Annotated in this window: 14 protein-coding genes and 1 riboswitch; all 14 genes read right to left on the bottom strand. The window is 44.6% G+C overall.

Annotated features, from left to right (window positions below; all coding sequences use genetic code 11):
* Window positions 1–3: 3 nt before the first annotated feature.
* Window positions 4–1542 carry a bifunctional phosphoribosylaminoimidazolecarboxamide formyltransferase/IMP cyclohydrolase gene (gene purH / locus MHI33_RS03825; RefSeq protein ID WP_340909254.1) on the bottom strand — a complete coding sequence of 513 codons (1539 nt, stop codon included), beginning with the start codon at window positions 1540–1542 and terminating at the stop codon, window positions 4–6.
* A 15-nt stretch (window positions 1543–1557) separates the two neighbouring features.
* Entirely contained in the window at window positions 1558–2127 is a 570-nt protein-coding gene (purN, locus tag MHI33_RS03820; protein ID WP_340909251.1) for a phosphoribosylglycinamide formyltransferase, read from the bottom strand.
* Window positions 2124–3164: a phosphoribosylformylglycinamidine cyclo-ligase gene (gene purM, locus MHI33_RS03815; protein WP_340909248.1), complete on the bottom strand. Its 1041-nt coding sequence runs from the start codon at window positions 3162–3164 to the stop codon at window positions 2124–2126. Before purM ends, purN begins: the two co-directional genes overlap by 4 nt.
* Before the next feature lie 95 nt (window positions 3165–3259).
* Window positions 3260–4690, bottom strand: coding sequence for an amidophosphoribosyltransferase (gene purF / locus MHI33_RS03810; RefSeq protein WP_012009144.1), 1431 nt, complete (start codon window positions 4688–4690; stop codon window positions 3260–3262).
* Window positions 4666–6897: a phosphoribosylformylglycinamidine synthase subunit PurL gene (purL, locus tag MHI33_RS03805; RefSeq protein WP_340909245.1), complete on the bottom strand. Its 2232-nt coding sequence runs from the start codon at window positions 6895–6897 to the stop codon at window positions 4666–4668. The genes purF and purL overlap by 25 nt, the downstream gene beginning before the upstream one ends.
* On the bottom strand, window positions 6881–7564 hold the full coding sequence (gene purQ / locus MHI33_RS03800) for a phosphoribosylformylglycinamidine synthase subunit PurQ (protein WP_066031226.1): 684 nt from the start codon (window positions 7562–7564) through the stop codon (window positions 6881–6883). The genes purL and purQ overlap by 17 nt, the downstream gene beginning before the upstream one ends.
* Complete coding sequence (purS, locus tag MHI33_RS03795) at window positions 7561–7815, bottom strand: phosphoribosylformylglycinamidine synthase subunit PurS (RefSeq protein WP_003214349.1); 255 nt, start codon at window positions 7813–7815, stop codon at window positions 7561–7563. Before purS ends, purQ begins: the two co-directional genes overlap by 4 nt.
* Complete coding sequence (gene purC, locus MHI33_RS03790; protein WP_044141517.1) at window positions 7808–8530, bottom strand: phosphoribosylaminoimidazolesuccinocarboxamide synthase; 723 nt, start codon at window positions 8528–8530, stop codon at window positions 7808–7810. Before purC ends, purS begins: the two co-directional genes overlap by 8 nt.
* Before the next feature lie 72 nt (window positions 8531–8602).
* Window positions 8603–9898 carry an adenylosuccinate lyase gene (purB, locus tag MHI33_RS03785; RefSeq protein WP_044141516.1) on the bottom strand — a complete coding sequence of 432 codons (1296 nt, stop codon included), beginning with the start codon at window positions 9896–9898 and terminating at the stop codon, window positions 8603–8605.
* Window positions 9895–11037 carry a 5-(carboxyamino)imidazole ribonucleotide synthase gene (gene purK / locus MHI33_RS03780; protein WP_126741184.1) on the bottom strand — a complete coding sequence of 381 codons (1143 nt, stop codon included), beginning with the start codon at window positions 11035–11037 and terminating at the stop codon, window positions 9895–9897. The genes purB and purK overlap by 4 nt, the downstream gene beginning before the upstream one ends.
* Window positions 11030–11518: a 5-(carboxyamino)imidazole ribonucleotide mutase gene (purE, locus tag MHI33_RS03775; RefSeq protein WP_044141605.1), complete on the bottom strand. Its 489-nt coding sequence runs from the start codon at window positions 11516–11518 to the stop codon at window positions 11030–11032. The genes purK and purE overlap by 8 nt, the downstream gene beginning before the upstream one ends.
* Before the next feature lie 169 nt (window positions 11519–11687).
* Window positions 11688–11789, bottom strand: a riboswitch (purine riboswitch).
* 79 nt (window positions 11790–11868) lie between these two features.
* Window positions 11869–12069 carry an NETI motif-containing protein gene (locus tag MHI33_RS03770; protein WP_044141514.1) on the bottom strand — a complete coding sequence of 67 codons (201 nt, stop codon included), beginning with the start codon at window positions 12067–12069 and terminating at the stop codon, window positions 11869–11871.
* A complete protein-coding gene (locus MHI33_RS03765; RefSeq protein ID WP_003214176.1) occupies window positions 12066–12620 on the bottom strand; it encodes a DUF2179 domain-containing protein in 555 nt (184 codons plus the stop codon). Before MHI33_RS03765 ends, MHI33_RS03770 begins: the two co-directional genes overlap by 4 nt.
* A 206-nt stretch (window positions 12621–12826) precedes the next feature.
* Entirely contained in the window at window positions 12827–13627 is an 801-nt protein-coding gene (locus MHI33_RS03760) for a hypothetical protein (RefSeq protein WP_113768213.1), read from the bottom strand.
* Window positions 13628–13705 lie beyond the last annotated feature (78 nt).

The following is a 13705-nucleotide window of genomic DNA, read 5'->3' as shown; positions in this document are numbered from 1 at the left end:
CCCTTAATGTTTGAAATGTCTAACGCCAGTGAAGACCATGGCGATGCCGTATTCATCTGCCTTTTGAATCGATTCTTCATCACGAATGGAACCGCCTGGTTGAATGATCGCTGTGACGCCTGCCTTCGCAGCAGCTTCCACTGTATCGCCCATTGGGAAGAACGCATCAGAGCCTAGTGCGCTTCCTTTCGCTTTTTCACCTGCTTGTTCAATCGCAATGTTCGCTGAGCCCACACGGTTCATCTGACCAGCGCCGATACCTGCTGTCATTTGATCCTTCGCGAGGACAATGGCATTTGATTTCACATGCTTGACGACTTTCCATGCAAGCTTTAAATCTTTCCATTCGTCTTCTGTTGGTTCTCTTTTCGTTGGAATAGAGATGGTTGCTTCCTCTAAGCCGTACGTGTCAATATCCTGCACGAGCAGTCCGCCATGGACACTTGTCAGCTGCTTTTCTTTTTTCTCAAGATTCGCTTCTACATCTAGTGTTAATAGACGAAGATTCTTTTTCGCTGTTAACACGTCAAGTGCTTCTTGGCTAAAGGATGGGGCGATGACGATTTCTAAGAAAATCGTATGCAGCACCTCAGCTGTTTGTTTGTCTACTTCACGGTTAAGCGCCACAATGCCGCCAAAAATAGAGGTTTCATCTGCTTTGAATGCACGGTCAAAGGCTTCTGCAATCGTTTCTCCTGTACCAACGCCGCACGGATTCATATGTTTTACAGCAACAGCCGCTGGCTCCGTAAATTCACGTACGATTTGAAGAGCTGCATCTGCATCTTTGATGTTGTTGTAGGAAAGCTCTTTTCCGTGTAATTGCGTTGCAGTAGCTAAAGAGCCTTTGCTTGGAAGAGCATTTTCATAGAAAGTCGCCGCTTGGTGCGGGTTTTCTCCATAACGAAGGGATTGTTTTTTCTCAAACGTGACGGTGAACTGCTCTGGCTCCGTTTCGCCAACATAGTTCGTTAAATAATCCGCAATAAGGGCATCATAAGCAGCCGTATGACGGAATACCTTCGCCGCAAGCTCACGTTTTTTCTCTAGCGACACGCCGCCTTCTTTGATTTGCTGAACGACTGTATCATAATCACGAGGATCGACAATCACTGTGACGTCTTGGTGGTTTTTCGATGCCGCACGAAGCATTCCCGGTCCGCCAATATCAATGTTTTCAATTGCTTCTTCATACGTTACATCGTCTTTTGAGATCGTCTCTTTGAATGGATAGAGATTCACGACAACAAGATCAATCGGCTGAATGCCATGCTTTTCAATCTGTGCCATATGCTCATCGTTTTCTCTCACTGCCAATATTCCACCATGAATGTTCGGGTGAAGCGTTTTGAGTCGTCCGTCCATGATTTCAGGGAATCCAGTGACTTCAGAAATCCCAATGACATCAATGCCATTCTCTTGAAGAAGCTTATGAGTACCTCCAGTTGAAATGACTTCAACACCAAGTTCTGTTAATTCTTTCACAAAAGGTACAAGATTTGTTTTATCAGAAACACTGATTAATGCGCGTTTGATCGTCATGCCTTCGTCACCTCATTAAGATAATTCTAAAAGTGATTTGATCACTTTTGGATATAGTGTGTGTTCTAGTTCATGCATTCTTTTTTCAATCGATTCAAGCTCTTCGCCTTGTTCAATATAAATCGCGGCTTGGTCAATAATCGGACCTGTATCCATCCCTTCATCGACAAAATGGACGGTGATGCCTGCCACTTTGACGCCTCCTTGATAGGCTTGTCCGATGGCATCAAGACCTGGGAAGGCTGGCAGCAAGGATGGGTGGATATTCACAATTTTCCCTTTGTATGCTTCAAGTAATGTCGGACCGATCAGTCTCATATACCCCGCAAGGAAAACCCATTCTACTTCATGAAGCCTCAGTTGTTCGATGATCGTTTGTTCAAAAGCGGCTTTATTCGGAAAAGCTTTCGGTGTAAAAGCAAAGGAGGGAATGCCCTCTTTCTCAGCACGCTCCAGCACCTTTGCACCCGGTTTATCACAAATCACAATGGCGGCCTCTGCCTGCCACTTTTCTTCTTTTAACGTATCTATAATGGCTTGAAAGTTCGTCCCGCTTCCAGAGGCGAAGATCGCAAACTTCTTCATGAGAGGCTTCCACCGCCGAATGTGACACCTTCTCCTTTTTGAACACGTCCGATGAGAAATGCTTTCTCTCCATCTTGTTCAAGCTCACTAATCACATCCACAAGATCGTCCTCTTTGACAGCTAGGACAAAGCCAATGCCCATATTAAACACGTTGAACATCTCTTCTGCCTTCAACTGACCCTTTTCTTGGATAAAGGAGAAAATTTGTGGTACTGGCCATGAGCCGTTATCAATCTCAACGCCAAGACCTTCAGGCAGCATACGTGGTAAATTCTCAATAAAACCGCCGCCTGTCACATGTGCCATGCCATCAACTTTGCCGGCTTTTACTTGTTTGAGTACGGGCTTCACATAAATTTTTGTCGGTTCAAGAAGCTCTTCACCGAGCGGTCTTGTAAAAGGTTCATACGTTTGGTGCAGATCAAGACCAGCGTCTTCCAGCAAGACTTTACGAACGAGAGAGTATCCATTGCTATGAATTCCACTTGAGCTGAGTCCAATGAGCAAATGTCCCTCTTTGATGCTGTTTCCTGTCACGATTTCGTCCTTTTCAACGACACCTACTGAAAAACCAGCAATATCATATTCTTCTTCTGTGTAAAGACCTGGCATTTCGGCTGTCTCACCGCCGACAAGTGCTGAACCAGACTGCTCACATCCGTCAGCCACACCTTTGACAATGGATTCAATTTTTACCGGATCTGCTTTTCCAACGGCTAAGTAATCTAAGAAAAAGAGCGGTTCTGCCCCTTGTGCAAGCACATCGTTGACACACATGGCCACGGCATCGACGCCGATCGTATCGTGTTTATCCATTAAAAAGGCAAGCTTTAATTTCGTTCCGACACCATCTGTTCCTGAAACAAGAACGGGCTTTTTGTATGGCAGCTCAGATAGATCAAACATACCGCCAAATCCACCTAGAGCGCCCATGACACCTGCTCGTTTTGTACGTTCTACGTGTGTTTTCATTCGTTTGACGGCCTCGTACCCTGCTTCGATGTCGACACCGGCGTTTTTATATGCTTCTGACATCCCATTCACTCCTTTTAGCTGCTGCTTTCCATGTATTTTCGGCAGAATGAAAGAGCAGCATATCAACTCATCTTGACTGCTGCTCCTTTATTCGATTATTTCGTCAGGACTGTTTCCTTCACATGCGGAAGAACTGTATCTTCATATATTTCAGTCGGATATTTCCCAGTAAAGCATGCTAAACACTGACCGCGTTGCGGATCATCATACTTCCTGCCAATCCCATCCATTAAACCGTCTACAGATAAAAATGCAATGGAGTCTGCACCGATTTCCTGTCTAATTTCTTCCACTGAATGAGAAGAAGCAATCAGCTCTTCGTGTGTGGATGTATCAATTCCATAAAAACATGGGTGTGCGATTGGCGGTGAACTAATGCGTACATGGACTTCCGTCGCACCCGCTTCTCTTAGCATCGTGACAATTCTGCGGCTCGTTGTCCCGCGTACGATGGAATCATCCACCATCACGACACGCTTTCCTTCGACTACACCGCGCACAGCAGACAGCTTCATCCGTACGCCCTGCTCACGCAATGCTTGAGACGGCTGGATAAACGTCCGGCCAACATAACGGTTTTTAATCAAACCGAGCTCATACGGAATACCTGTTGCTTCGGCATATCCAATCGCTGCAGAAATACTGGAATCTGGTACACCTGTCACAACATCTGCTTCGACATGCGCTTCCTCAGCAAGCTTTTTGCCAAGACTCTTTCTCGCACTATGCACATTGATGCCGTTGATATTGCTGTCAGGTCTTGAGAAATAAATGTATTCCATGCTGCACATGCTGCGGTTAATGTTCATCGAGAAGCGCTCAGATTTGAGGCCTTCGTCATTAATGATCAGCATTTCGCCAGGCTCCACATCACGTAAATACGTGGCACCGACGACATCAAATGCACATGTTTCAGAAGCGACAACATAAGCATCCCCAAGCATACCAAGTGAAAGCGGGCGTAAGCCGTTCGGATCAAGCGCCACGATCATTTCTGTTTCCGTCATGATTAAGAAAGCATAGGCTCCCTTAAGCATGGACAGTGCATTTTTGATCTGCTCCTTTAATTCCATATGCCCGCTGCGCTTAATTAAATGAGCCAGCACTTCGGTATCAGAAGAGGTCTGGAAAATGCTCCCTTGGTTCTCTAGCTGCTGCTTTAACTGCGTTGCATTCACTAAGTTCCCATTATGAGCAAGGGCAAGGCTGCCATTGTTTTGCGAACGGAAGAAGAGGGGCTGCACATTTTCAAAGCCGCCTCCACCTGCTGTCGCATACCGAACGTGTCCGATCGCACCTTTTCCTTTCAAATCCTTTAGCTCACCGTTTTGAAAGACTTCCGTAATCAGTCCAAGGCCTTTGTGTGACGTCAGGTTCTCACCATCTGTTGCAATGATTCCCGCACCTTCTTGTCCTCGGTGCTGAAGGCTATGCAATCCGTAATATGTGATTTGCGGGGCTTCTTCGTGTCCCCAAACCCCAAAGACACCACACTCTTCATTTAAGCCTCTGATTTCAGCAAGCATGGGATCGCTCCTTTCCATGCACGTTCAAGCTCGTTGACCGCTGCATGAATCCATTGTTGTCCTTCTTGATTTTTGACAGTAAATACACCATCATTTGTAACCGTTCCGACTTCTTTCGCATCTTTGACAGCCGCAGCAAACGCTTCGCGGTGCTCTGGTTTAACTGTGACAACAAAACGTGACTGTGTTTCACTGAATAATGAAGCTTCACTGTCTAAATCGATTTGGATATCTGCACCAAGCCCGTCAGTTCCAAATGTACTTTCAGCAAGTGCTACACCAAGTCCGCCTTCAGATACATCGTGTGCTGATTGAACGAGACCGTTTTGAATCGCGGCTAGCAGAGCTTCTTGACGCGAAAGCTCTACGTTCAAATCAATTTCCGGTGCTTTTCCGTAAATACGGCCTTCTGTCATCTTTTGAAGCTCACTGCCTGCGAATTCTTCCTTCGTCTCACCAATGACGAAAATGACATCGCCAGCCTGCTGGAACGATTGAGTCGTAATATGAGCAGTATCTTCAACCAAACCAACCATCCCAATGACTGGTGTTGGATAAATCGCTGTTCCATTTGATTCATTATATAAAGAGACGTTCCCACCGATAACCGGTGTGCTTAGCGTGCGGCATGCTTCGCTAATCCCGTCAGCAGATTTTTCAATTTGCCAGAAAATTTCTGGTTTCTCCGGGTTACCGAAGTTCAGGTTATCTGTCACTGCAAGTGGACGAGCGCCTGAGCAGACAATGTTACGTGCTGCTTCTGCGACGGCGATTTTCCCGCCGACCTCTGGATCAAGGTAGAGATAGCGTGCGTTACAATCTGTTGTCATCGCTAGGGCTTTTTTCGTTCCGCGGATTCTTAGTACGCCCGCATCAGAGCCCGGTGCAACGACGGTATTTGTCCGAACCATGTAGTCATACTGATCATAGACCCATTCTTTACTTGCAATCGTTGGCTGCTGAAGAAGCTGCTTTAATGTCTGAGCCGCATCTGTGATCGCTGGAGCTTCCACTTTTGTTTCTAAAAACTCACGATAGTATGCAGGCTCGCTTGACGGCTTATGATAAACCGGTGCTTCTTCTGCAAGAGCGTCAACAGGAAGCTCACATACCACTTCCCCTTGATGGAGTAAACGAAGCATTTTATCGTCTGTCACATGACCGACTGATACTGCTTCTAGATCGTATTTTTCGAAAATATCAATAATTTCTTGCTCACGGCCTTTTTCAATGACCAGAAGCATTCTCTCTTGCGATTCAGACAGCATCATTTCGTATGCGGACATGCCTGTTTCACGCTGCGGAATGAGGTCTAGATTCATCTCAATACCAGAACCTGCTTTACTCGCCATTTCCGCACTTGAGCTTGTTAAGCCAGCCGCTCCCATATCTTGAATCCCAACGAGCGCATCATTTTTGATGACTTCAAGGCACGCTTCAAGCAGCAGTTTTTCCATGAATGGATCGCCGACTTGAACCGCTGAACGTTTTTCTTCTGATTCATCGGAAAATTCTTCAGACGCAAATGTTGCACCGTGAATACCGTCACGTCCCGTTTTAGCACCAACGTACATCACCGTGTTGCCGACACCTTTTGCCTGCCCTTTTTTGATGTCCTCATGGTTGATTAATCCAACACACATCGCATTCACAAGCGGATTGCCTTCATAGCTTTGATCAAAATGAACTTCTCCGCCGACTGTAGGAATTCCGATACAGTTTCCATAGCCTGCGATCCCTGCCACTACTTCTTCAAACAAGTACTTCACGCGCGGTGAAGTCAGTTCACCAAAACGAAGAGAGTTTAGTACAGCAATTGGACGCGCACCCATGGAGAATACATCACGGATAATTCCGCCGACACCAGTAGCTGCTCCTTGATACGGTTCAATCGCAGATGGATGGTTATGTGATTCGATTTTAAATACAACCGCTTGGTTGTCTCCAATATCAACGATTCCAGCGCCTTCCCCAGGACCTTGAAGAACATGCTCTCCTTTTGTCGGGAATTTGCTTAAAACAGGCTTTGAGTTTTTATAACTGCAATGCTCTGACCACATGACAGAAAAAATACCCGTTTCTGTGTAGTTTGGCAGCCTGCCAATAATGGATTCGATTAAAGCGAATTCTTCATCACTCAATCCCATTTGCTGATACAATTTCTCTTCTTTAATTTGCTTGTGACTTGGTTCAAGCAGTAGTGACATGAGTGTCCCTCCAATTTTTCACGATAGATTGAAACAATTTAAGTCCGTCTGCGCTGCCTAGTAATGTATCCACCGCGCGCTCAGGATGCGGCATCATGCCGAGTACATTGCCCTCTTCATTCGTAATACCTGCAATTCGATTGACACTGCCGTTAATATCGTCTCCGTAAGTGAAAGCGATTTGGTTATTTTCAATAAGCTTTGCTAAAGTGTCTTCATCACAGTAGAAGTTGCCTTCACCGTGCGCTACAGGAACCGAAATGGATTCGCCTTTTTGATAGCCGCTTGTAAATTGCGTTTCGTTGTTCTCTACAATGAGTTCAACTGGACGACAGATAAATTTCAAGTCTTTATTTCGTCTCATCGCACCCGGAAGAATGCCAAGCTCCTGAAGAATTTGGAACCCGTTACAAACACCGAGAACAGGTTTTCCTTCCGCAGCTGCTTTTTTCACCGCTGGCATAATGTTTGAAAAGCGAGCAATCGCACCACATCTTAAGTAATCCCCATAAGAGAAACCGCCTGGTACGAGTACACCGTCAAATCCGTCTAGACTCGTTTCGTCGTGCCATACATATTCAACTTGTTCACCTAACTCATCTTGAATCGCATGGTACATATCGATATCACAGTTAGAGCCAGGCAAGACGATCACTGCAAACTTCACTGTGCGACAACCTCCTCCACCTCATAGCGGTAATCTTCAATCACCGTATTGGCCAGTAATTTTTCACACATTTCTTTGACGACTGTGTCTAAATCACGATCTGATTTTTCAATGACAAGCTCCATGTATTTCCCGATACGGACATCCTTTACTTCCTGATAAGACATGCTGTGCAAGGCGTGCTGCACGGCACTTCCTTGTGGATCAAGAACGCTCTCTTTTAAGCTGACAAAAATTTTCACTTTATACATGTTTATGGCCTCCAAGTCTTTTGAAAATTTCTTCGTATGCATTTGTTAAGCCGCCCAGGTTTCGTCTGAACACGTCTTTATCAAGCTTTTCGTTTGTATCTTTGTCCCAAAGCCTGCACGTATCAGGTGAAATCTCATCAGCTAGCAAAATACGATTCTCGTGATCTATTCCGAATTCAAGTTTGAAATCAATTAAATTCACATGGCAGTCTGAGAAGATTTGCTTTAACTCTTCATTTACTTGTCTTGTGATCTGCTTCATTTCCTCGACCTGCTCTGGTGTCGCTGCATCTAAAATGCGAATATGATCTTCTGTAATGAGCGGATCGCCGAGTGCATCATCTTTGTAGTAAAACTCGATCAATGGTGTATCCAGTTTTGTTCCCTCTGGAATGCCAAGGCGCTTTGACATACTGCCTGCCACCACATTTCGTACAACGACTTCAAGCGGCACAATCTGCACCTTTTGAATGAGCTGCTTTGTTTCAGAAAGGCGTTTCACAAAGTGATTGTTGATCCCTTTCTCATGCAGCATTTGAAAGATTAAGCTTGAAATTTCGTTATTCAGTCTGCCCTTGCCTTCGATTTCAGCTTTCTTTTCGCCGTTAAATGCTGTCGCTGAGTCTTTATATTCGACATATAGAATATGCTCGTCATCGGTCTGATAGATTTTTTTCGCTTTGCCTTCGTAGAGAAGTTCTTGTTTCACAGTCATTCAGGTTGGCCTCCTAATTTGAATGTTGGCAATTTTCAGGATTGGGCACCTGACGAGCAGGCGACCCATTTCTTACGCAAGACCTAGACGTTCGAAAATCATATCGACATTTTTCAAGTGATAGTTGTAATCGAAGCAGTCAGCGATTTGTTCAGGTGTTAAGCGTGATGTGATTTTTTCTTCCGCTTCTACTAATGAACGGAAATGCACTTGCTTTTCCCACGCTTCCATTGCCTTCGGCTGAACCGTATCATATGCCTCTTCACGTGCCATGCCTGTATCGATTAATGCAAGAAGAACGCGCTGTGAGTAAATCAAGCCAAGTGTGCGGTCCATGTTGCGTTTCATGTTCTCAGGGAAGACCGTCAAGTTTTTCACAATGTTTGAGAAACGGTTTAGCATGTAGTTCAGTGCAATCGTTGCATCTGGTAAAATGATGCGTTCAGCAGACGAATGAGAAATATCACGCTCATGCCAAAGTGGTACATTTTCATAAGCTGTCAGCATATATCCACGGATGACGCGGGCAATTCCCGTCATATTTTCAGAGCCGATTGGGTTGCGTTTATGCGGCATTGCTGATGATCCTTTTTGTCCTTTTGCAAAGAACTCTTCTACTTCACGTGTTTCACTCTTTTGAAGTCCACGAATTTCAACAGCAAATTTCTCAATGCTTGTTGCGACGAGTGCAAGAGTTGCCATGTAATCGGCATGACGATCACGCTGCAAGGTTTGGGTTGAGATTGGTGCAGCTTTGATGCCAAGCTTCTCACATACATATTGCTCAACAAACGGGTCGATGTTCGCATATGTGCCAACAGCTCCAGAAATTTTGCCGAATTCAATGCCAGCTTTTGCTTGTTTAAAACGTTCTAGGTTACGCTTCATTTCTTCGTACCAAAGACCAAGCTTCAGGCCAAATGTTGTCGGTTCAGCGTGTACACCGTGTGTACGGCCCATCATGACGGTATATTTGTGCTCTTTTGCTTTTTCTTTTAGGATGTCAACAAATCTCTCAATGTCCTTGAGCAAGATATCGTTCGCCTGTTTTAATAGATATGAAAGCGCCGTATCCACTACGTCTGTAGAGGTTAACCCGTAATGAACCCACTTTCTTTCTTCTCCTAGAGATTCAGATACAGCACGCGTAAAGGCAACCACGTCATGGCGCGTGTCTTGTTCAATCTCTAGAATACGATCAATATCAAAGCTTGCATTCTTGCGCATGGTCACAACGTCTTCTTTTGGAATAACGCCGAGCTCTGCCCAAGCTTCACAAGCGAGAATTTCTACTTCAAGCCATGCATTAAATTTGTTTTCCTCTGTCCAGATTGCTGACATTTCTGGTCGTGCGTAACGTTCGATCATTTCCCGTTTCCTCCATCTCTTTCAGTCCATATCTTTGTGATGTTTGTCATCCATTCATCATCAAGCTGTTTCATAAATGTCATATGCCCCATTTTGCGGCCGGCTTTTACTTCATGCTTTCCATATAGATAAAGCTTCGCTTCTTTGAGAAGCTCTGGATGCTCTTTTGGGATGTCTACTTCATCGCCTAATAAGTTCACCATCATGCCCTCTGATAAAAGGGCTGTACCGCCAAGCGGCAAACCGCATATCGCGCGAACGTGCTGTTCAAACTGACTCGTCTCACATAAATCGAGCGTATAATGACCAGAATTATGCGGGCGAGGCGCCAGTTCATTGACGAGCAGTTCTCCTTCGTTTGTCAGGAACAGTTCTACAGCAAGTGTACCCACTAGCCCCAGCTTTTCAGCCAGTGTCGTTGCCAGCACTTTTGCCTTCTCCTGAATGCTTTCATCAACTCTTGCAGGCACAATGCTCTGGAACAAAATGTTGTGCTTATGAATGTTCTCAGCGACAGGGAATACCGCAATCTCCCCATGAATAGAACGAGTGACGATGACCGAGAGCTCCATTTGAAATGGGACCCAGCTTTCTAAAACACAAGTTCCATGTGTGAGCAATGCAGTTGCTTCATGAAGCTGTCCTATTTCCTTGATCACATACTGCCCTTTTCCATCGTAGCCGCCTCTGCATGTTTTCAGAACGGCTGGCAAACCAACTACGGTTACTGCGTCTTCCAGCTCTTTTTCATCATGAATGATACGATAAGGCGCGACTTCACAGCCTGCATCTACAATCCCTTTTTTCTCCGTTTCACGATTTTGAGTTAAAAGAAGAAGTTCACTTCCTTGCGGTAAATTGGCTTCTTCCTTCAATTGATTAAGTGCATCATAATCAATATTTTCAAATTCATATGTCACGACATCGCTAATTTCTGCGAGCTGTCTGATTCCATCCAGGTCACTATATGCAGCTGTGATTTCTGTATCAGCAACCTGTCCACAAGGAGATTGTGCGACTGGGTCTAAGACAGCTGCCCGGTACCCCATTTGCTTTGCGCTGACGGCCATATATCTGCCAAGCTGTCCTCCGCCGATAATACCGATGGTTGCGTTTGGAAAAATGGTCTGCTTAGCCAAGCTGATCACTGCTTTCTAGTACAGTCTGTTTTGTTTGCTCTCTTCTTTCTTCAAGGCGAGCAGCGATTGTTTCATCAAATGCTGAAATCATTTGTGCAGCTAGAAGCCCTGCATTTGTTGCACCGGCTTTGCCAATCGCAACTGTCGCAACTGGTACACCGCCTGGCATTTGAACGATGGATAATAAGGAATCCAGTCCATTTAGTGCTTTTGATTGTACGGGCACACCAATGACCGGCAGTGTCGTTTTCGCTGCGACCATCCCCGGTAAATGTGCTGCGCCTCCAGCACCGGCAATGATGACTTTTAGTCCTTTACCTCTTGCTTCTGTCGCATATTCAAACATCAAGTCAGGTGTCCGGTGTGCGGATACTACCTGTTTTTCATACGGAATGTCTAATTCCTCTAAGATATCGCACGCATGTTTCATTGTTTCCCAATCAGATGTACTTCCCATGATGACACCTACAAGCGGCTTCATTTTGTCCCCACCTTTAAGCTGATATTCGATTTTGTATCGTTTGACACGCTTCCCAAACCTAAGCAGCTTGTCAAACGCCGAACAAAAAAGCCCGATTTGCATTGCATTGTTAGGAAGCAACACAAACCGGGCCATGGTAAGCGCTGTTCGCTTTTGAAACGCCATGTCAGTTTTGTTCACTATCCTGCATAGTCCAGTCATTTACGGTAACTGGGTAGAAACTTATGGGCCATATTCCCAAGATTATATGAGGTTCGTGTTTTGAATTCATGTTTATCTTAACAACGGATGTTCATGATGTCAACGGATTTATCGAACAATCTATGAAGTCGTCGTTTTAATGTTCGGATTTAGACTATTTTTCCTTCAAATACGATTTTTTTCCCAACCGGAATGATCTGAATCGACCCATTTTCCTTCTTTTCTTGAAAAACCGGCTCCTCCATTCGTCGGACAGGCGAGTAGCCTTCCGCTGCCATCTGGGACAACACTTGATCGATCGACATGTTGTCTTCCACATAGAATTTTTTCTTCTTTGGTTTTGCGGTCATTCTTTAATTCTCCTTTTCTTCACAGCCTTCACCCAGAAGCCGCCGTGAATTGATTTGGGCTCATAAGAAATGATAAACGCCTTTGAATCAAGCGTTTTAATCGTTTCATATAATTGCAGTTCATATTTTCTCGGTGTTAAAATTTGCATTGCTGACCGGTCTCCTTCAAGACCGCCTGCTGCCCAGGTGGTGACACCATATCCTTTTTCTCTCAATTGTCTTGGGAGATCGACATCTAATTCTTTTGTGATCACGTTAACAGTTGTGTAGCCAAGTGCCAGCTTCTCTTCAATTTTCATCCCGACAATGATCCCCATCCCATAACCTAGCGCATACGCAATGACATTTTGGATTTGATCTAAGTTATCAAGTACGATACTTAATCCAATCACATAAATAAGCATTTCAATCGTACCAGCAAATGCAGCTGCGTACCGTCTTCCTTTCATTGTTAAAATCAAACGCATGGTGGAAAAAGAGACATAGACAATATTAATGACTAAAATGATCAAAACCATGGTGAACGCATTGGATAAAAGTTGTTGAAGCACGATTCGAACCCCCTGCACTAAAAAATCAAATAAAGCACCCCATATTCTACTAGAGAACATACCTTGATACAATCAAATTTGCGCGAGAAAAACACATATATCTTTCGACAAGAAAGGTGGTCTTTGTTACCAAGAGTTTACCCGTTTTTTCCTCTTCTCAACATGAAAACCTCCTTTTTCAAAAAAGGAGGTTTTCAGTGTGTGTATTATCCAAATCGAACAGGCACAAGTGATGGAATCAAATACTCTCCGACAATGCTCCAAAGCAGTGCAATGATGACAAGCTCCACCAATAAAAAGATCCAGCTGGCATACATCAAATCACCGCGCACCGCTTCATGCTCCGATTGAACCGAGTGAAACAGTACGACCGCAATCAACTGGAGACCAAAAAACATCATCACAGATAAAATGACCGTCACATATGGAATATTCAGCATGGCAAATACAAGCCAAAGGATGGATAAAACCAAAACCGGTACAAGTGCGGCACCAAACTTCATGATCACTTCTTTCAGTGATATGTTTCCTTTTAGCATGTACTTTCCGAGTAACCAGACGGTCAGCATCATCAATGTCAACAAAATGAGTGTAAAGACCGCTACCCTCAAAAAGGCGTCACCAAAAGAGTAATGAATGCCAAAGCCTAATAAACGAGTCTTTGACGCCTTTAATTGAACATAGTTGCCTAAAGCAAAAAACACGCTGAATAACACAATCGAGATCCAGGCGTACTTCATCCGTAATGTTTCCGCTTGATTGATGGACCGGCTCGGTGATTTTAACATCGCAAGTCCATATGAGCCATAGCGCTTAAACGCGCCTCCTACACCTTGCAGCATACGCTGAATGGCAGAACGCTCATCATCCGCTGCTGCTTTTACTTTCGACGTTCTTCCACGTTTTGCGGCGCTTCTGCTAAGGCGGGATTGCCTCGTTTCTTGATCTATTGATGGCTCTTCATTTTTTAAGTCTGATGTACTTTGCTCTTCATCTTTTTCTAACATCTCATATCAACTCCTATCCAGCACAATCCTTATAGGCTCATACGAATGACCTATTCGGATGACTCCTCTTAAAGTAGC

Source organism: Bacillus sp. FSL K6-2971 (assembly GCF_038006405.1).
GTDB classification, from domain to species: Bacteria; Bacillota; Bacilli; order Bacillales; family Bacillaceae; genus Bacillus; species Bacillus pumilus.
The sequence above is the reverse complement of the archived record's forward strand: the minus strand, read 5'-3'. Positions and strand labels throughout refer to the sequence as shown.

Excerpts from the sequence above, each read along its gene's own strand:
- purB (WP_044141516.1), bottom strand. The coding sequence starts at position 9,898 with ATGATCGAACGTTACGCACGACCAGAAATGTCAGCAATCTGGACAGAG.
- purN (WP_340909251.1), bottom strand. The coding sequence starts at position 2,127 with ATGAAGAAGTTTGCGATCTTCGCCTCTGGAAGCGGGACGAACTTTCAA.
- MHI33_RS03760 (WP_113768213.1), bottom strand. The coding sequence starts at position 13,627 with ATGTTAGAAAAAGATGAAGAGCAAAGTACATCAGACTTAAAAAATGAA.
- purM (WP_340909248.1), bottom strand. The coding sequence starts at position 3,164 with ATGTCAGAAGCATATAAAAACGCCGGTGTCGACATCGAAGCAGGGTAC.
- purL (WP_340909245.1), bottom strand. The coding sequence starts at position 6,897 with ATGTCACTACTGCTTGAACCAAGTCACAAGCAAATTAAAGAAGAGAAA.
- purS (WP_003214349.1), bottom strand. The coding sequence starts at position 7,815 with ATGTATAAAGTGAAAATTTTTGTCAGCTTAAAAGAGAGCGTTCTTGAT.
- purC (WP_044141517.1), bottom strand. The coding sequence starts at position 8,530 with ATGACTGTGAAACAAGAACTTCTCTACGAAGGCAAAGCGAAAAAAATC.
- MHI33_RS03770 (WP_044141514.1), bottom strand. The coding sequence starts at position 12,069 with ATGACCGCAAAACCAAAGAAGAAAAAATTCTATGTGGAAGACAACATG.
- purH (WP_340909254.1), bottom strand. The coding sequence starts at position 1,542 with ATGACGATCAAACGCGCATTAATCAGTGTTTCTGATAAAACAAATCTT.
- purF (WP_012009144.1), bottom strand. The coding sequence starts at position 4,690 with ATGCTTGCTGAAATCAGAGGCTTAAATGAAGAGTGTGGTGTCTTTGGG.
- purE (WP_044141605.1), bottom strand. The coding sequence starts at position 11,518 with ATGAAGCCGCTTGTAGGTGTCATCATGGGAAGTACATCTGATTGGGAA.